16 protein-coding genes are annotated in these 16,913 nt (G+C 71.5%); 8 read left to right on the forward strand and 8 right to left on the reverse strand.

Features of this window, described 5'->3' with window-relative positions; all coding sequences use genetic code 11:
- The 5 genes from AB0F71_RS28640 to AB0F71_RS28660 form a co-directional block, all read right to left on the reverse strand.
- Positions 1-671, reverse strand: a 671-nt coding sequence (locus AB0F71_RS28640; RefSeq protein WP_360239929.1) for a phosphotransferase, incomplete at its 3' end; no start/stop codon positions are given.
- 327 nt (positions 672-998) lie between these two features.
- The gene (locus AB0F71_RS28645) at positions 999-1,718 is read right to left on the reverse strand and encodes a hypothetical protein (RefSeq protein WP_360239932.1); all 720 of its coding nucleotides are present in this window, start codon (positions 1,716-1,718) and stop codon (positions 999-1,001) included.
- Positions 1,715-2,899 (reverse strand): tryptophan 7-halogenase, encoded by a 1,185-nt coding sequence (locus tag AB0F71_RS28650; protein WP_360239935.1) that lies wholly within the window; start codon positions 2,897-2,899, stop codon positions 1,715-1,717. Before AB0F71_RS28650 ends, AB0F71_RS28645 begins: the two co-directional genes overlap by 4 nt.
- Positions 2,899-4,839 (reverse strand): LodA/GoxA family CTQ-dependent oxidase, encoded by a 1,941-nt coding sequence (locus AB0F71_RS28655; protein ID WP_360239938.1) that lies wholly within the window; start codon positions 4,837-4,839, stop codon positions 2,899-2,901. Before AB0F71_RS28655 ends, AB0F71_RS28650 begins: the two co-directional genes overlap by 1 nt.
- A gap of 275 nt (positions 4,840-5,114) precedes the next feature.
- The gene (locus AB0F71_RS28660; protein ID WP_360239941.1) at positions 5,115-6,143 is read right to left on the reverse strand and encodes an Lrp/AsnC family transcriptional regulator; all 1,029 of its coding nucleotides are present in this window, start codon (positions 6,141-6,143) and stop codon (positions 5,115-5,117) included.
- Positions 6,144-6,259: 116 nt separating this feature from the next.
- Between AB0F71_RS28660 and AB0F71_RS28665 the strand changes: the two genes are divergently transcribed.
- Together AB0F71_RS28665 and AB0F71_RS28670 are read left to right on the forward strand one after the other, a co-directional pair.
- A complete protein-coding gene (locus AB0F71_RS28665; protein WP_360239944.1) occupies positions 6,260-7,822 on the forward strand; it encodes an AbgT family transporter in 1,563 nt (520 codons plus the stop codon).
- A 50-nt stretch (positions 7,823-7,872) separates the two neighbouring features.
- Complete coding sequence (locus AB0F71_RS28670) at positions 7,873-9,075, forward strand: M20 family metallopeptidase (protein WP_360239947.1); 1,203 nt, start codon at positions 7,873-7,875, stop codon at positions 9,073-9,075.
- A gap of 166 nt (positions 9,076-9,241) precedes the next feature.
- On the opposite strand, the gene AB0F71_RS28675 is transcribed toward AB0F71_RS28670, so the two are convergent.
- Both AB0F71_RS28675 and rpsN read right to left on the reverse strand, forming a co-directional pair.
- Positions 9,242-10,429 (reverse strand): GTP-binding protein, encoded by a 1,188-nt coding sequence (locus AB0F71_RS28675; RefSeq protein WP_360239950.1) that lies wholly within the window; start codon positions 10,427-10,429, stop codon positions 9,242-9,244.
- 131 nt (positions 10,430-10,560) lie between these two features.
- Complete coding sequence (rpsN, locus tag AB0F71_RS28680) at positions 10,561-10,866, reverse strand: 30S ribosomal protein S14 (RefSeq protein ID WP_360239953.1); 306 nt, start codon at positions 10,864-10,866, stop codon at positions 10,561-10,563.
- Positions 10,867-11,019: 153 nt separating this feature from the next.
- On the opposite strand from rpsN, the gene AB0F71_RS28685 reads away from it, so the two are divergent.
- The 4 genes from AB0F71_RS28685 to AB0F71_RS28700 all read left to right on the forward strand — a co-directional run bounded on the left by AB0F71_RS28685 (position 11,020) and on the right by AB0F71_RS28700 (position 13,487).
- Positions 11,020-12,249 carry a GTP-binding protein gene (locus AB0F71_RS28685; RefSeq protein ID WP_360239956.1) on the forward strand — a complete coding sequence of 410 codons (1,230 nt, stop codon included), beginning with the start codon at positions 11,020-11,022 and terminating at the stop codon, positions 12,247-12,249.
- Between the two features lie 213 nt (positions 12,250-12,462).
- Complete coding sequence (locus AB0F71_RS28690; protein WP_360239959.1) at positions 12,463-12,954, forward strand: DUF2975 domain-containing protein; 492 nt, start codon at positions 12,463-12,465, stop codon at positions 12,952-12,954.
- The gene (locus AB0F71_RS28695) at positions 12,954-13,175 is read left to right on the forward strand and encodes a helix-turn-helix transcriptional regulator (RefSeq protein WP_360239962.1); all 222 of its coding nucleotides are present in this window, start codon (positions 12,954-12,956) and stop codon (positions 13,173-13,175) included. The genes AB0F71_RS28690 and AB0F71_RS28695 overlap by 1 nt, the downstream gene beginning before the upstream one ends.
- 45 nt (positions 13,176-13,220) lie before the next feature.
- Entirely contained in the window at positions 13,221-13,487 is a 267-nt protein-coding gene (locus AB0F71_RS28700) for a nitric oxide synthase oxygenase (protein WP_360240144.1), read from the forward strand.
- Here AB0F71_RS28700 and AB0F71_RS28705 read toward each other — a convergent pair.
- Positions 13,456-14,247 carry a DUF6585 family protein gene (locus AB0F71_RS28705; protein WP_360239965.1) on the reverse strand — a complete coding sequence of 264 codons (792 nt, stop codon included), beginning with the start codon at positions 14,245-14,247 and terminating at the stop codon, positions 13,456-13,458. The genes AB0F71_RS28700 and AB0F71_RS28705 overlap by 32 nt on opposite strands.
- 634 nt (positions 14,248-14,881) lie before the next feature.
- On the opposite strand from AB0F71_RS28705, the gene AB0F71_RS28710 reads away from it, so the two are divergent.
- A complete protein-coding gene (locus tag AB0F71_RS28710) occupies positions 14,882-16,249 on the forward strand; it encodes a hypothetical protein (RefSeq protein ID WP_360239968.1) in 1,368 nt (455 codons plus the stop codon).
- Between the two features lie 72 nt (positions 16,250-16,321).
- Positions 16,322-16,873 carry a hypothetical protein gene (locus AB0F71_RS28715; RefSeq protein WP_360239971.1) on the forward strand — a complete coding sequence of 184 codons (552 nt, stop codon included), beginning with the start codon at positions 16,322-16,324 and terminating at the stop codon, positions 16,871-16,873.
- The last annotated feature ends 40 nt before the right edge of the window (positions 16,874-16,913 follow it).

Below are 16,913 nucleotides of genomic sequence, written 5' to 3' on the forward strand. Positions count from 1 at the left end.
AGCCCGTAGGCGGTGCGAGGACCCACCCGATCGGCCAGTTCCTGCAGACGGTCGCGCAGTGCGGCGTCGGCCGCCGCGATGCGACCGTCGCGCCCCGCCGCCTCCTCAAGGTCCTGCAGGGCACGGTCGAGGACCCGTCGCTCGCACGAGACCTCGGACACGGATCCGCCCCGCTCCAGCAGGTCCACCCTGCCGTAGCGCTCGTCCTGGTGTCGGTGCATCACCTCAAGCAGCTCGGCGAGGTCGCCCAGGGTTGCCGCAGCGCGCGTCGGATCGGTTTCGAAGAGTGCTTCGAGCGTGCCGCCGGAGACGTCCTCGACCACGGCGACGTCCGCCGGATAGTGGCGCCGGCTGTCATCCGCCAGGAGTACTTGCGGAACCCGTGCCCCGAGGCTGTCCAAGCTCCGCTGCGCGGTAAGGAACGGGACCAGTCCGGAGGCGGGCGCGAACGGGTCAGCCGGATCGGCCTCTCGCGCGCCTGGCCAGAAGTTCTCGGCATCGGCCCAGCTGTAGACGATCACACTCGCCGTGCGGGTTCCGTCAAGGCGGACCCGGTACACCCCTTTCTTGCTCCCCCCGCGCAACCGGTCCACTGCGACGACGCGGCATCCCGATCCGAGCGCGTCACGCACAAGCCCCGCCAGGTCTTCGATCTCCGCGAATTGCCGCATCCGCGGAACCTACTGGAGGCGGCGCCGCGCGTGCCACGGGATATCTCCCTCACCTCCGACTGCCGAACGAACGAACGACGTACGTCCAAGCTGCCGCCCAACCGCACCGAGGCAATAACGCCTGCCCTCGACGCACACCTTGCACGGACGGCCTCCGGAGCCCGGAAGTCCAGGCCGGCGTTGGGGAGGCGCTGGTCCCGGTCCGCCGGATCGGGTGGTGGTGCCCGATCCGGCGGCCGGCGGTTCCACTGCGGAGTCAGCCGGTCAGGAGTGGGCGAGCACGTCGGGGAACCGGGACAGCGGATCGATGTGCACGGCCCTGCCTCGTCAGGCGTTGAGCGTGGTGATGTTCCACCAGCGTTCGTCACCGAGCTCGAGTGTGATCGGCGTGGGGGCAGCCTTGCCGCGGTGGAGCATGGCCGGGTAGCTGCCGTCGGGCAGCGGCCTGGTGGTCCACGGCTGGCCGTCGTGCCCGTTGTCGGGCACCGAGGGGATGGTGAGCTCGACGGCGTTCGCCAGATCGTCGGCCTTGACGCCGTCGGGCACCTGCCGGAGGGTGAAGATCTGCTCGAAGTGGGGGCGCTGGACCAGGCGGTGGGCGATGTGAGCCTCCTTGCCCCGGCCGTAGAGCAGGTAGGTGAGGTGCGCGGGGAAGGGCTCCTCGCTGAACCGGCGGAAGTTCAGCACCCGCTTGATCCGCGCGGTGAAGCCGCCCGAGATGGGCTCCCAGACCCGGTCCTCGCCGTTGCCGGTCTGGGTGACCCGGTCGAGCCGGGCCGGGTACTCGGTGACCGAGCCGTCGCCGATCGGGGGCAGCACCATGTCCTCGGTGTTGCGCACCGCGTGCCAGCTGGCCGGGCGGTCCGCCTGGTCCTTGAGGTAGATGTCGACGATGTCGGTGGGCAGGTCGTACTCGACCACGACCTGGTAGCGGTGCTCGGCCATGCCGAACATGGCCAGGTGGTAGCCGAAGACCGTGTCCCGGCCGGACAGGATGAAGGAGTGGACCGAAGGGTCCTCGTGATCGTGGTCGTGACGGGTGGTCATGCGAGCTCCTTCTGGACGCTGTGCTGTGGTGCGGAGGGATGCGGTAGGGACGTGTGCCGGCGCTGCCAGAAGACCCGGTCGCTCCAGCGGCTTTCCAGGCTGTACACCGCGCGGTGGTTGCGCCGGTAGGCGGTGAGGATCGCGGCGACCTGGGTGCGGTAGGTCTCCAGTGCCCGGTCGTCGCCGTCGAGGTGGGCGGCCAGGGCCGAGGCTCCGGTCATACCGGTGTGCAGGGCGGTGAGGATGCCCTGGGAGGAGAGCGGGTCGAAGGCGGCGGCGGCGTCACCGACGGCGATCCAGCCGTCGCCGGTGGGAGTGTCGAGGTACGAGGAGTGGGCGGGGGCCCGCCGAGGAGTCGCGTCGGTGGGCAGCGGGTGGGCGCCGGCCCGGACCGCGACGTGCCGGGTCTGCCGCAGCAGCCGGGCGAAGTCCGAGCGGGTGCGCGGTGCGGGCGGGGCGAGGTCGGCGTCGGTGAAGTAGGCCACCAGGCGGCGGCCGGTGGGCAGCAGCGCGGTGTACCACCAGCCGTCCTGGGCGGATTCGACCAGCGAGCAGGTCTCGCCCGCTCGGCCCGTCGGGTCGGGTGCCAGGTCCAGGCAGGTGGCGACCAGCCCGTCCATGCGGTGGGCGGCGGCCCGGCCGACGGAGGCCACCGCCCGCCGGCGGCCGCTGGCGTCCACCAGCCAGGTGCACCGGACCATCCGCTGCTCGCTTGGTCCGCGCAGTGCGACTGCCCAACTTCCTTCTGCGGAACGGGACCTCGGGCGCGCTGTGGTGCGCTCCGCCACTTCGGCGCCGGCCGAGCCGGCCGCTTCGCGCAGGCACCGGTCGAATCGAGCCCGGTCCAGGTGCCAGCCGGGACCGTTCGGGTCGTTGATGAAGTCCGTGCGACGCAGGGCGGTCGATCCCCAGGCGGAGAGGTTGGCGTAGCAGGTCAGGTGGCCGGCCAGGACGGGCCGTTGACCGGCGCCCAGGTCGCCGAGCAGGACCTTGGCCACCGAGGGCAGGGCCTCGCCGAGCCTGGGCGGGCCGTTCCCGGCGTCCGTGAGCAGGACGGTCCGGCCCGCGCGCGCCAGGGTCAGGGCGGCGGCGGCGCCCGCCGGGCCGCCGCCGGCGACCACCACGTCGTAGTGGTCGCCCGCGGCGGTGCGCCGACCGGTCATCAGGCGTCGACCGGTCATCAGGCGTTGTCGCGGAAGGGCGCGACCTTGTCGATGAAGCCGGCCGTCACCTCTTCGGCGGTGTAACCGCTGACCGAGATCGCCTGGTTGACCGCCACCGACGCGAGGGCCGGGTCTGCGGCCTGGGGCACGTGCAGCGTCACCAGGTTCTGGGTGAGCGGAACGCCTTCGAGGTCGATGGAGGGCCTGGACTCCACCTGGATCCGGTCGGGGAAGTCCTTGGCGCCCTCGCGCACTTCGACGATGCCGAGCCGGTACCAGTCGTCGATCATCTGGTTGAGCTGCTCGGTGTTCTGCCCGCGCAGCCCACGCAGCCACACGGCCCGCCGCTCGAACGCCTCGGTGCGTTCGGCCAGCGGCCGGGTCTCGTCCACGACCACCTGGTAGTCGTCCTCGGTGAGGACGTGGTTGGGGACCCGGGCCGGCCAGAACGTCGGCAGGTACGGGTCGTGGCGCGGGCCGAGGGACAGCTCGTAGCCGGAACGGCAGCTGGCGGTGTCGCTCTGCCACGGGACGGCCATCCACCGGGAGAGGTCACCCGGTGCCTGGGCGTACAGCGGTCCGTTCACCGACAGCGCGGTCTCGGGAGTGAGGACCGTGCCGTACGAGGGCTCGGGCTGGTCGGCCGGGCGGTGGCGGATCCGGAACGGCGCCATGTACATCGAGGGGTGCCGGATCGGCCAGGTGACCTCGCAGCCGGGGTGGAAGGCGTCGGCGAGGCAGAAGTCCAGTGCGGCTCGGTCGAGCGCGGCCGGCTGCTCGGCGAGGCGCACCTCGGCAAGTGTCCGGGGCGGCGGGGTGGCCCCGAGGGTGCCCCAGTCGTCCTCGAAGTCACCGTCGGCCCAGTACTGGAACATCCGGTACTGGGTCGGGGAGAACGCCATGTGGTGCAGCGGCGAGCGCGGCGGGATGGCCATCGCATCCCCGTACAGCCAGGGCCAGGGGACGGGCGAGGCGTCGTCGCGCCCGAAGTCGCGCAGCGCGTTGAACACCTGCCGGCGCAGTGCGCGCCGGGTGGGGGCGTTGCTGCTGAGCCGGGCCAGCATTTGCGGGGTGGTGAACTGGCCGAGACCGTCGTGCCCGTAGTACCCGGCGAAGCCGTGGTTGACCCACTGATGATCGGTGAAGCGCTGGAGCACCGGTGCGATGTGGCGGGTGAAGGAGACCCTGTCCGGGAACGGCAGCGATCCGGCGCCGACGAACACGTCGTACAGCAGGTCGTAGAGGGTGCGGATGCCCTTCAACGCGGGGGCGTAGTTGGGCGGGGCGACCAGGACCCAGGCGGGGTCGACCGGCAGAACGCGGCCGCCGACGGTGACGGTCGCCGTGACCGGGCCGTCGCCGATGTCGTCGTGCCAGCCGTCGTTGTTGGCGTAGGTGGTGATCGGCTTGCCGTTGTAGGAGGCTGACTGGCCGAAGCCGCCGAGCACCAGCAGGTGCCCGTCCTCGTCGGTGCGCAGTTCCCCGAGATAGACCTCCTTCCCCATGAACTTGCCCTCGCGGAAGTGGAAGTCGGGGCCTGAGAGGTTTCTCCCGCTGATGCCGATCGGGCCCGGGTCGATGATCAGGTCTTTTCGGAGGTCGCCGGTGATCTCCTTGTTGCGCAGCTCGGACGCTTTGGCGCTCGCCGCGTCGGGAATGTCGAGAGCGAGCTGGAACTGGTACCAGGCAGCCTTCTTGTTCGCCAGGTGCGCGCTCCAGCGGATGTCGGCGTTGTCCGCGGTCAGCTCGGTCACCACCTCGCCCAGGGCGTTGTACCCGTAGACCCGAAAGCGCGCCGCCTCGCGTTTGATCGCGCCGGCGGAGTCCTTGTAGAAGCCCGGGTCCTGCGGCGCGGGGTCGGGCACCTCGGGTGCGATGTAGTACTCATCGAGTGAGTTTCCGACTCTGGCGATTCCGATGGCGGGGTGGATCGCAGCACGGACGATCTCGTCGGTCATCTGGCTCGGTGCCTCCAATTCCGGGGATGCGGCTACGAGCTGACAGTTCGTTTGCAGAACACTATGGGGGGAGGCTCTGCTCCGATTGGAGGGACACGCATGACCACTCGGGAGGGTGAGGCGGGAATCCGGTGCCGTCCGGAAACCGGTCGCTGCCGGTCAGGCCGCGTATGCGTACTCGTCGATGATCGGGACGGCTCGGGGGCGACGGTCAGCGGGAACAGGCCGACAGAAATACCGGAATCCCCGGACGACCCGCCGCCCCGAAGGCCCGTTCAGAGCAGCGTGGGCGCGTGGAAGGTGCCGAGGGCGCCGGAGGCGAGGTCCCGGTCCAGCCAGTAGCGGCGCGGTTCGGCGAGCATCACGTAGACGCTGACCGCGAGGATGCCCGGGATCTCGGCGAGCTCCTCGTCGATGAAAGCCGCCAGGGCGGAGCGGTCGGTGACCAGGCCGGTGCACAGGACGGACAGGTCGCTGGCGACGTGGACGGCGAGGCGGGTCTGGGGCAGCTGGTCGAGGCGCCGCATGACCTCGGGGGTCCCGCCGGGGGCGACCCGCAGGCGGAGCATGAACGGGGTCCGGAAGCCGAGCCGTTCCGACACGATCTCCAGGCGCGGTTTGACCCAGCGCTCGTCCAGGACCCGGCGCACCACCCGGTGTGCGGTGGAGGTGGGCAGGGCGGCGGCGCGGGCGATGCTCGCGGCGGAGGCCCGGCCGTCCTGGATCAGTTGCGTGACGACGCTGCGCTCGGCATCACTGAGGGGCTTGGCGGGCGGGTTGGCCGTCGCGGTGCCCTCCGGGCCGACCCCGGCGAGTTCCAGCAGGCCGGCGCGCTCGGCGTCGGTGAGGAACTGTGGGTCCCAGCTGGCGCCCCGGCGCAGGGTGCTGAGCGCGGGCAGGGCGTTGACGCGGCGGACACCGGGGATCGAGAAGAGCCGGTCGATCGCCTCGCTGGTGGCCGCCTCGGACGGGGCGTGGATCACGGCGTAGAGCGGGTAGTCGCCGGAGATCTGCGCCAGCCGCTGGACGTGGGGAAGGTCACGCAGCCGCTCCAGGACCGCCAGCGGGGTCTCGCCGGTGGTGTCCAGGAAGACGTGGACCGGCATCGCGGTGGAGTGCAGGCCCCAGTCCGCCTGCCCGACCACGCGCACCGTGCGGGCCTTGTGCAGCCGGTCGTAGCGGCGTTTGAGGGTGCCCGCGTCGGCGGACAGGATCGCGCCGATGTCGTCCCAGGTGGCCCGGGGGGCTACGTGCAGCGCCCCGATCAGGCGCCGGTCGAGCTCGTCGAGGAGAGGCCCAGTCATGTTTCCGTACCTTAGACTGCCAGTTGATCCCATCGTGACATGGAAGATCTAGAAAATCTCTCACTTGGATGCCATCGTGTGCGAAAACATCCCTCAGTAGTGCCGAAAGGGTAGCCATGAGTGCCACCACGACCGAGTCGCGGGAGACCGAGCCCGGCTCGAGATCCATGCGCGCCATGAACCGCGCGATGGCGGCGATCGAGAAGGCCGGCAACCGGCTGCCCGACCCGTTCTGGCTGTTCTGGGGCCTCGCGGCCCTCGTCGCCGTACTCAGCGCCGTACTGGCCGCCGAGCACGTCAGCGCCGTGCTCCCGGGGACGCAGAAGACCATCGAGGTGCAGAGCCTGCTCAGCACGGACGGGTTCAACCTCGTCGTCGGACACGCCGTCGAGAACTTCGCGAGCTTCCCGCCGCTGTCGACGGTCCTCATCGTGATGTTCGGCATCGTCGTCGCCGAGAAGAGCGGTCTGTTCGAGACACTTCTACGGCGCCTGGTCGCGCGGGCCTCGGGCCGTTACCTGACCTTCGCGCTGGCGCTGACCGCGATGGTCAGCCACGTCGCCGGCGACGCCGCGTACGTGACCCTGATCCCGCTCGGCGCGGCGCTCTACCGGGCCGCCGGCCGCAGTCCGGTCCTCGGCTGCGTCGTCGCGTACGTGTCGGTCTCCGCGGGCTTCAACGCCTCCCCGGTCCTCACCACGACCGATGTGCTGCTGTCGTCGATGTCCACGGCCGCCACCCACGTCATCGACCCGCACGCGGTGGTGACCCCGGTGTCGAACTACTGGTTCGGGCTCGCGTCGTCGGTCCTCATGGCGTTCGTGATCACGGTCGTCGTCGAGACGGTCCTCGTGCGGCGCTCGGACCTGGAGCCCGACGAGCCGGTGGCCGCCGCGCCGATCGCCGAGAAGGCGGAGGCGCAGCAGATCGAGGCGACCGCGCGGCAGCGCAGCGCGCTGCGCGGGGCCGGAGTGGTCGCGCTGGGCCTCGCCGCGCTCCTGGTCGCGGCGATGATCCCGACGCACTCGCCGCTGCGCGGCGACCACGGCGGCATCCTCAACTCGCCGGTGTTCAGCGGTATGGCGGTGGTCCTCGGGGTGTTCTTCGCCGTGATCGGCTGGATCTACGGCCGACTCGCCGGCACCTTCCGCGGCGCCCCCGACGTGATGGCCGCGATGGCCGACGGTACCAAGTCGATGGCACCGACCATCGTCCTGTTCTTCGCGATGTCCCAGTTCCTCGCCTACTTCAAGTGGACGAAGCTGGGCGACATCCTCGCCGTCAAGGGCGCCGAGACCCTGCGCGACCTGCATCTCAGCGGCTGGCTCGTGCTGCTCGGTGTGGCCGGGCTGATCGCGGTGATGAACCTGCTGGTCACCAGCGGCTCCGCGCTGTGGGCGCTGGTCGCTCCGGTCCTGGTGCCGATGCTGATGCTGGTCGGCGTCCACCCGGAGGCCACCCAGGCCATGTACCGGGTCGCCGACTCGGTCACCAAGTGCATCACGCCGATGAGCCCGTTCTTCATGATGGCCGTCGCCTACCTGCGGCAGTACCGCAAGGACGCCGGCATCGGCACCCTCGCCTCCTTCACCCTCCCGGTGGCCGCCGTCGCCTGGGTCGCCTGGGTCGCCTTCTTCCTCGCCTGGTACCTGCTCGGCATCCCCTTCGGCATCGGCTGAGCCGCCCGTCCACCGTTTCGACCCGATCCGTCCGCACGAGAAAGTCGATCATGAACCCCGCCACAGTCACCCTCACCGACCGCGCCCACGAGGTCTCCTCGGAGATCGTCACCGACATCATGACCCTCGTCGGCCAGGAGACCAGCAGCTACGACCTGGCAGGCCTGGCGGCAGGTCGGGACCTCCTGCACGATCTGGCCGTCCACCGGCTCGGGCAGCCCGGCGAGGAGCACCGCCACCGCGGTGGCGAGCGCGGTGACACCCTCACCCTGACCTACCCCGGCACCGGCCCCGGGCACGTCGCACTGGTCGGCCACTACGACACCGTGTGGCCCACCGGCACCCTCGCCGGCTGGGCGCCGTCCGAGTCGGACGGCCGGGAGAGGCTCAGCGGACCGGGCATCTTCGACATGAAGACCGGCCTGGCCCAGGGCATCTGGGCCCTCAAGCTCGCCCGGGAGTACGGCGTCCCGGTGCCCACGGTCACCTTCGTCTTCAACGGCGACGAGGAGGTCGGCTCCCGGTCCTCCCGCCCGGTGATCGAGGAGATCGCGCACCACGCCGACGCGACACTGGTACTGGAACCGAGCGCGCACGGCGGCGCGGTCAAGACCGCCCGCAAGGGCAACGGCACCTTCCGCGTCACCGCCAGCGGCGTCGAGGCGCACGCCGGGCTCGCGCCCGAGGACGGGGCCAGCGCCATCACCGCGCTGTCCGAGTTCGTGGTCGCCGCCGCAGCCGTCGCCGCCCCCGAGTTGGGCACCACGATCAACCCCGGGCTCATCACGGGCGGCTCCGCCGCCAACGTCGTCGCCGGGCAGGCCACCGCGAGCGTCGACATCCGGGTCAGCAGCGAGGCCGAACGGGAGCGCGTGGACACGGAGCTGGAGGCCATCAAGGTCAGCGACCCGCGGGTCCGGATCGACATCGACCACGCCTGGAACCGGCCCCCGATGACCCTCAACGCCGCCTCCGCCCCGCTCCTCGGCCTCGCCCGCGAAGTCGCCCGCGAGCAGGGCCGCGACGGACTGCCCGCCGCCGCCGTCGGCGGCGCCAGCGACGCCAACTTCGTCGCCGCCCTAGGCCTGCCGGTGCTGTGCGGCATGGGCGCGGTCGGCGACGGCGCCCACGCCCAGGGCGAGTTCATCTACCCCGACACCGTCCCCGCGCAGACCGCCCTGGTCGCGGGCCTGCTGGGACGACTGGCCGAACCCCTGCACGGTCAGTCGGTGACTTCGCACGCGGGGTTCTAGGCCTCCAGCCAGCGGGGTCGGGTTTCGTCGTTGCCGAGGAGTTCGAGCAGGTGTGATCCTGGCCGGCGCTGCTTCAACTCCTCGGCCGATGAGGATGGTGGGTGGGCCGGTGGCGGTGCCGTACGGGAGCAGCGCCAGCTCGCGGGCTCAGTGCGGGTCGGAAGGTTCAGGCGACGGGGTCGAGCAGGTCCTCGAAGGCGTCCGGCATGGCTTTCCAACCGGGCTCCCCGGCCGCGAGCTCGGCATCGGTGAGCAGGCAGGAGTCGAGCAGTTCGGTGATTCCTTCCACGTCCAACCCCTCGGCGGTGAAGCTGAGTTGCTGGATCCGGTCGCCGTGGACGTAGTCCCAGTCCAGGGCGGCGGCGGCCCGGCGCGCGGGCGGGTAGAGCTCCCACACCGCGTCCGGCAGCGAGACCAGCCACGGCCCGCACTCCTCCACGGCGAGGTTGGCCCCGGCCGCGTCCCAGCCGAGCATCAGGTCGGGGCGGTTGGCGAGCCAGAACCGGCCCCGGCTGCGCTGCGCGGCCGGGACGAGCTGCTCCAGCGCCTCGTGCAACCGGGCCGGATGCAGCGGCCGGCGCCGCTCCCACACCAGCGTGGCCACCCCGGCTTCGTCGGCCTCCTGCGGCAGCAGGGCCAGCGCCGGGTTGACCCGGTCACGCGCGGCGGCCACGTCGAAGCCCGCGAGCGCCACGCGGACGAGTGCGCCGGTGCCCAGCCGTACGGCGCGGGCGGTCGGGTGGAGCTGGCGCAGCATCGCGATGCCGGTGTGCAACTCGGGCGTCCCGGCGGCCCGGGCGGCGTGGGAGACGGCCAGCACGTCGGCGTACTCGATCTGGTGGGCGAGCGCCTCGGCGACCGTGCGGTCGTCGTCGGCGCAGGTGTGCAGGTGGTGCTCGGAGAGTTCGTCCGAGACGGAGAGTTCCGGGACGACCCTGAGCGGGTCCACGGCGGTGACCACGCCGACGATCTCCACCGCATCGTGCATGCAGCGGTCGCCGACCTCGCCGCCCGCGATGACCTCGACCAGCGGGTGCGGCTCGCTGCCGCCCCACAGCTCCACCACGGCGAGCCGGTGACGTCCGGCATCGGCGATCCTCAGCAGTTCGGGCAGCAGGTCCTCGCGCAGCGCGCAGCACGGACAGTTGTTGGTGAGCGGAAGCTGGGCCTCGCCGAGCGGCCCGGAGGTGTCCCGGACCCGTCGGCGCACGCGACCGTCCTCGGCCTCGGTCAGGTCGTGGTGCAGGACCACTGCGTCCTGGCAGCCGTCGAGCAGTTCCAGGACGGCCTGGCGGCGCGCGGCCTCGTGGAGTCCTCCGACCACCACGACGGGCAGCAGCTTGGATCGGGACACCGGTTCTTCCTCCTGGGAGCTTCGCGCCGGAGTGGTCCGGGCGGGACGAACGTGGGGCGGAGGTCGCGTCCCGGGTCGTGTGGACCGGGAGGACTGGTACGACGCGGGACGCGACCGGCTTGTGCGGGTTGCTACCAGCTGGCCTTGCGGACACCTGGCAGGAACCCGGCGTGCGCCTGCTGGCGTACGCCGATCCGGGAGAGGCCGAAGGCGCGCAGGTAGCCGCGCGGCCGGCCGTCGACGGCGTCGCGGTTGCGGACCCGGGTGGCGCTGGCGTCGCGCGGCTGGCGCTGCAGCTCGGCCTGCGCGGCCAGGCGGTCCTCGGGCGAAGTCGCGGGGCTCGCGGGGTCGAAGCGGCGCCGGGTGCGGCGGTGCGAGTGCGAGATGGCATTGCCGAAGCCGGGCCTGCGGCCGGTGAGTTGGCAGTGAGCGGACATGGCGACTCCGAGTAACGGGAGAGGAGCGGCTACCGACGGGGACCGCGGCACGGGAATGCCCGCGGCACCGTGCTGGTCGACCTGACACCACCCTAAATGAAAACGAAAACCATTAAGCTATGGTGGTTGGCCGGTGCACAGAGGAGAGGTGAGATGACCCCGCAGGGCAAACCGCAGCCGCTGCCCGTCACCGTGCTCGGCGGCCCCGCCGCCGGCGTACGCGACTGCGTCGCCGACCTGGCCCGCATCGAGCTCCCGGGCGTGGCGGTGCTCGCCGTGCGGGTCAGTTCGGACGGCCGGACGGTCTGCTGGCAGCTGTCCGACCGCTCCGGACCGGTGGACGGCGACGTACTGACACCGTCGCGTCCCTGCTCCCCTCACCTGCTGCCGCCGGGCGTGCTCGCCGTCCTGCTTCGCCTGGCACGCGCCGGCCACTACCGGCACCTGCTGTTGGCCCTCCCGCCGGGCATGGCGGCCGACCTGGTCGCCCTCGATGTCGCGCACGGCCACGTCTGCGGGCAGTCGCTCGCCGACCACCTGCGGATCGACACGGTCGCCATCGCCGTGAACCTCTCCCGCCTGGAGGACGATCTCGGCTGTGGCGACCGGCTCCTGGACCACGGACTGGCCGTCGGCCCCGACGACCGGCGAACCGTCGCCGAGACCACCGCCCGGCATCTGGAAGGCGCCGACGTGGTGGTGACCTCGAACACGAACGACCCCGGCCCCGCCGCCTCCGCGCGCGCCGTCGCGCTGGCGCTCCATCTCTGCGCCGGCCACGAGCTGACCCACATCTGCCACGACCAGCTGACCGGCGGCTTCTGGATGCCCAATCCTTCGACACTGGTGGGTGGGAACCACTTCGACGCCGACGAAGTGCGGGAACGGCACGGGCCCCTGCCGTTCCCCAGGCAGCCGCGCGCAGCGGAGTTCGGCGTCACCACCACGCTCTGGTCCTCCCGCCGGCCGCTCCACGCGCAGCGTCTGCACGACGCGCTCGGGCAGATCTGCGCCGGAATCGTCCGCGGCCGCGGCCACCTGTGGCTGGCCAACCGGCCCCACTCCATCCACCGATGGGACTTCGCCGGCGAGCACCTCGCCATCCAGAACACCGGCTCCTGGCTGCCCGAGCACGACGGCAAGGCATGGCACGCCGCCTCGTCACAGCGCCGCACCCTCGCCTCGCTGCTCTGGGACCCCTACTACGGCGAGCGCCGCTGCGAGTTGACGTTCACCGGCATCGACCTCGACGTCCCAGAACTGCACCGGCAATTGAACGAGTGCCTGCTCACCGACGCCGAACTCTCCCTCGGCGCGGAACACTGGGGGCTGTCCGACGACCCCTTCGCCACCACCCTCGGCGCCGATCCGCCGCCACACTGACATCGCCGCGCCTCGCCGAGGGGAGGCCGAGCAAGGGTGTCCAGGTTCGTCCTCACAGACTAACCAGCGGGCACCCTTCGTCATGGTCGCGGCCGGCCCAGCAATCGGCCTCATTCATCTGGACCCGCGGTGCGGGCGGTGCGGTGGAGAGAGGCTTGCCCACCCTATCGAGATTCGATAGATTCCCATCGCAACTCGATGGAAGGATGAGTCTTGGGGAAGCTGACAGTGCGCGCGCTGCGCGCCGTGCTCGCGGTGGTGCTCACCGGCAGCGTGCTCGTACAGGGCTTGATGGTGTGGGCGCTGGTCAGCGGGAAGGACCAGGAGGGCGGCACGCTCCCGCTGACCGCGCTGCGCGTGATCACGATCCTGGGCATCGGCACCGTCCAGGTCGCCATGGGCTGCGTCTGGCGGCTGGTGACGATGGTGCGACGCGGAACCGTGTTCTCCCACGCCGCCTTCCGCTACGTGGACGGCATCATCGGCGCCGTCGTCGCGGCCGCGCTCGCCTGGTTCGCGGTCACCGCCGTGAACGCGCCCGGCCAGCGCGACGACCCGGGCGTCACCGGCATCATGGCCGGGATCGGCCTGGCCATCCTGGGCGTCGCGCTCATCGTGCTGGTGCTGCGCACCCTGCTCGCCCAGGCCGTCGCCCGCGACGGCGAGGCGAACCGGATGCAGGCCGAGCTGGACGAGGTGATCTGATGCCGATCGCCGTCGACATCGACGTGATGCTGGCCCGGCGGAAGATGTCGGTGGGCGAACTCGCCGACCGGGTGGGGATCACTCCCGCCAACCTCGCGGTGCTCAAGAACGGCCGCGCCAAGGCGGTGCGCTTCACGACGCTCGCCGCGCTGTGCGAGGTGCTGGACTGCCAACCCGGCGACCTGCTGCGCTGGGAGGCCGAGGACACCGCGGGCGCATGAACCGCGGCTGCCGACAGGTCATCGCCGACCCCGCTCGACGGTACCCTGGTTGTCCAGTGGCCGGGACGTGAACCGCGGTGGTTCGAGCTGCCGCCGGATGCGGTCCCCGAGGTCCGGATCAGTCACCCCGACCACCTGTGGTTCGAACGGCTGGGCCTGCGCTGGCACGCCTTTCCCACCATCTCCGACCAGGTGCTGGAACTGGGCGGGCTCCGCTATCCGCTCGCCCCATCCTGCGCCTTGGCCCGCCGGCGCCGCCGAGGACGGTCCCGTTTGCGGGCTATCGCCGGAGTTGTTCGACCAAGGAGATGAAGAGCTGGAGGTTCGGGAACATCCGAACCGGGTCGCCGGACAGCCCCGCTCCCTTCCCGGCGACCTCGATGCGGACGAGTCCCTGCCTGCTCGCGCCGACGCCTGCCACCTGCGACCAGGGGACCCGTCCGCGACCCGCTTCCACGCCGGTCAGGTCCACCCGGAAACGGCCGAACGTGAGGGTTTCTCCTGACCGGACGGCGGCGATCGTGCCCGGCAGTTGCGCGTCGGCCACGGCCCGCTGGATGCGGCGGCCCCATTCCTCGGGGTGGGGGAACCCTTCGCGGATGGTGAGCCATCGGCCTCCATGGTCGTGCAGCGTGTAGGCGTGCTTGAGACGATTGCTCCGGCCGAAAGTGTGGTACCGGCCGATGTTCTGGTACACCGTCATCGCGTCCCAGCGCAGCACGCGCAGTTCGCCGTGCCGGACGACGACCAGGCCGTGCTCGTAGAGGTGGAGACCGACGTCCGTCCTGGATCTCCTGACGCGACTCTCGCGTACGAACCGGTAGATCAGGAGGACCGGGATCGGCACCGTGCAGACGGCAGCCAGGGGCGGGGACATGGGGGCCAGCGCGACGCCGGCGGAGACCATGACGGCAAGGATGACGGACACGACGACGATCTCCGACCGCTGGAAAACCGGTGGGAGCGGCGCCGGAACGTAGCTCGCACGACGGCCGCCCAGATGGTGCCGCGCGGCCGTCTCCGGGACCTGCTTCGACAGCGGGCCGTCATCCGGCCCGGTGATGTGGCCCATCTGAACCTCCGGCTTGGATCGGGCAAGTACCTGTTCCGGGGCGAACCAGGCAGTGCACCGCAGTCGAGTGCGCGCCTCTTCGAGGTGGACGCGGTCCAAGTCGGCCACGGGGTAGGCAGTCGACGGCGGTCGTTGACGCGGGCTTGGCGGCGTCCGGCGCGGTTCTGACGCCTTCTTGGCGCGGAGGTGAGCGCGGGTCGGGGTGGTGTCCGGCTGTGCGGACGGCGGCCGCGGGGCCGAGGCCCTGACCCACGGCGACAATGCCTCGTCAAGATGACCGTCGAGGACATCAAGGACCCGTCAAGGCGGGCGGACGGGTGTTCGATGACACCTAGCGTGAGCTGCGAGGAAACGGTTCGCCGCCAGGGCGTGGGGCCTGACGGCGGACCGTTTGCCGAACCCCGACCCTCGGCGGGTTCCTCCGGGGAAGGTTCGGCGGCCAGTGAAAGACAGGGGGAGGGGGCGCGCGGCGATGCCAACGGGTACGTCGGGTGGTACGGCGGTCGAGGGTGGAACGGTCGCGCCGGAGACGGCGAGACAGGAGACAGCCGTACCACTTCCCGGGCCGCGTGCCTCCCTTCACTGGTTCGGCCGTTCCTGGCGCAGTCGGGCGTGGTGGAACACCCCGCGCCTGGTGCGCGGCCTCACCGGGCTGTGCCTGGTGGCCCTGCTGGCCGCCGGTGCGGCGACCGGCACCGTCCTGGGCGGAGCCCGGGACGGCACGGACGTGATCGGCCACCAGGCCGCCCCGCAGGTGGTCCGCTCGGCCGACCTCTACTTCGCGCTCAACGACATGGACGCCCAGGCGGCCAACCTGCTGCTGTTCGGCGCCGACCCGGACTACACGAAGCTGCGCCAGCAGACCCTGGACACCTACGAGCAGCGCCGCGCCCAGGCCGACAGTGACCTGCAGCGCGTCACCGAGGCGGTGGCCGGTGACACGGCCGGGCAGCGGGCCGTGCAGACCGTCATCGGTGAACTCGGCCAGTACGAGGCCCTGGTGGCCCGCGCCCAGCTGCTGGAGGACCAGGCCCACGCCCAGGCCGGCCGCCCCTCGGCGGACGCCCTGGCGGCCTACCGGCAGGCCACCGACCTGCTGCGCCAGCGCCTGCTGCCGGCTGTCAACGAGGTGACCAAGGCCAACGCGGCCGTCGTGGAGCGCAACTACACCGACCAGCGCGCCGCCCTGGCCGGCGGTTGGTGGGAGATCCTGATCGCCGGCCTGGTGGCCCTGGCCGCCCTCGGAGTGCTGCAGCGACTGCTCGCGGTGCGCTTCCGGCGGCTGGTGAACGTGCCGCTGGCCATCGCGACCCTGCTCGCCCTCGCCGGGCTGGTCACCGCGCTGACGCTGGCCTCCCGGGCGGACCACCAGCTGGTGGTAGCCAAGAGCAACTCCTTCGACTCGGTGATCGCGCTCAGCCGGGCGCGCGCGGTGGCGTACGACCTCAACGCGGACGAGAGCCGGTACCTGACCGACCCCGCCCGGGCGGCCGCGTACGAGCAGAGCTTCCTCGACAAGACGCAGTCCTTCGCCCGGGTCGACGGTGCCACCCTCGCCTCGTACAACGACAAGCTCGCCGCGCTGGCCGACCGGCACCGGGCCGACCACGGCCAGGTGGGCTTCGGCGGATACCTCGGCGACGAACTGCGCAACATCACCTTCGACGGTGAACAGGAGGCCGCGGAACGGGTGTTGAACGCGTTCCAGCAGTACCAGCGCGACGACCGGAAGATCCGCGAGCTCAACGCCCAGGGCAAGCTCAAGGAGGCCGTCACGTTCGACACCGGCACCACCGCGGGCCAGTCCAACGCGGACTTCGACGCGCTCAGCGCCGCCCTCGACGACAACCAGGCGATCAACCAGCGCGCCTTCGACGGAGCCGTGGCCGTCACCGACGACGACCTCGACGCCGCCACGGCCGGGCTGGGCGCGGCGGCCCTGGCGGCGGCGCTCGCCCTGACCGCGGCGGGGGTACGGCCCCGCCTGCGCGAGTTCGCGTGAGCAGGAGCGCCGCTGCGGCCCACGTCGCGCAGGCCGTCGAGCCAGCCACGCCCGCCGGGCTGCGCGCCGAGCGTGAGCGGATCAGTACCCACCGCGCTCATCCACACGGCGTTCGCCGGCGGGGAGACCGACACCACGAAGCTCGCCATCCCGGTGGGCAACGCGGCGAGTTCGGGTGGCGCCATCGCCGGGATCCTCAACGAGGCTCGTGCGGACGCGGTGTTCAAGGACCACGCCGCCTCGGACAAGGCCTACAACGACGCGGTGGTCAACGGGGCGTCGTGGGCCCGGGGTGCGTTCGACACCGTGGTCTACCAGGCCACCGCGGTGGTCCCGGGCGCGGGCGCGGCCGGGGACTTCGTCTTCGGCCAGATGCTGCAGAGCATCGTGGACAGCACGCACCAGGACACCCTCGCGGCGGCGCAGGACGAGGCGGGCCAGAAGGCGGACGAGGGCCGCAACGCGAGCGGCATCGGCACGGCCCAGGCCGTTCGGGACGCGGCAGTCGGGAGCGGCCTGAGCATGGACCAGATCAATCAGCTCGCCACCCATGCCGGGCATCAGGCCGCCCAGGGCGGTGCGGTGGGTGCCGTGGCGAACAGCACCGTCAACGGGAAGGGGTGACGGGCATGCGGAGGTACCAGGCGGCGCTGCTCGCCGGGGG

This window comes from Kitasatospora sp. NPDC028055 (genome assembly GCF_040637885.1).
In the GTDB taxonomy this organism is placed as follows: Bacteria; Actinomycetota; Actinomycetes; order Streptomycetales; family Streptomycetaceae; genus Kitasatospora.

Excerpts from the sequence above, each read along its gene's own strand:
- AB0F71_RS28670 (WP_360239947.1), top strand. The coding sequence starts at position 7,873 with ATGAACCCCGCCACAGTCACCCTCACCGACCGCGCCCACGAGGTCTCC.
- rpsN (WP_360239953.1), bottom strand. The coding sequence starts at position 10,866 with ATGTCCGCTCACTGCCAACTCACCGGCCGCAGGCCCGGCTTCGGCAAT.
- AB0F71_RS28685 (WP_360239956.1), top strand. The coding sequence starts at position 11,020 with ATGACCCCGCAGGGCAAACCGCAGCCGCTGCCCGTCACCGTGCTCGGC.
- AB0F71_RS28705 (WP_360239965.1), bottom strand. The coding sequence starts at position 14,247 with ATGGGCCACATCACCGGGCCGGATGACGGCCCGCTGTCGAAGCAGGTC.
- AB0F71_RS28655 (WP_360239938.1), bottom strand. The coding sequence starts at position 4,839 with ATGACCGACGAGATCGTCCGTGCTGCGATCCACCCCGCCATCGGAATC.
- AB0F71_RS28665 (WP_360239944.1), top strand. The coding sequence starts at position 6,260 with ATGAGTGCCACCACGACCGAGTCGCGGGAGACCGAGCCCGGCTCGAGA.
- AB0F71_RS28645 (WP_360239932.1), bottom strand. The coding sequence starts at position 1,718 with ATGACCACCCGTCACGACCACGATCACGAGGACCCTTCGGTCCACTCC.
- AB0F71_RS28650 (WP_360239935.1), bottom strand. The coding sequence starts at position 2,899 with ATGACCGGTCGACGCCTGATGACCGGTCGGCGCACCGCCGCGGGCGAC.
- AB0F71_RS28660 (WP_360239941.1), bottom strand. The coding sequence starts at position 6,143 with ATGACTGGGCCTCTCCTCGACGAGCTCGACCGGCGCCTGATCGGGGCG.
- AB0F71_RS28695 (WP_360239962.1), top strand. The coding sequence starts at position 12,954 with ATGCCGATCGCCGTCGACATCGACGTGATGCTGGCCCGGCGGAAGATG.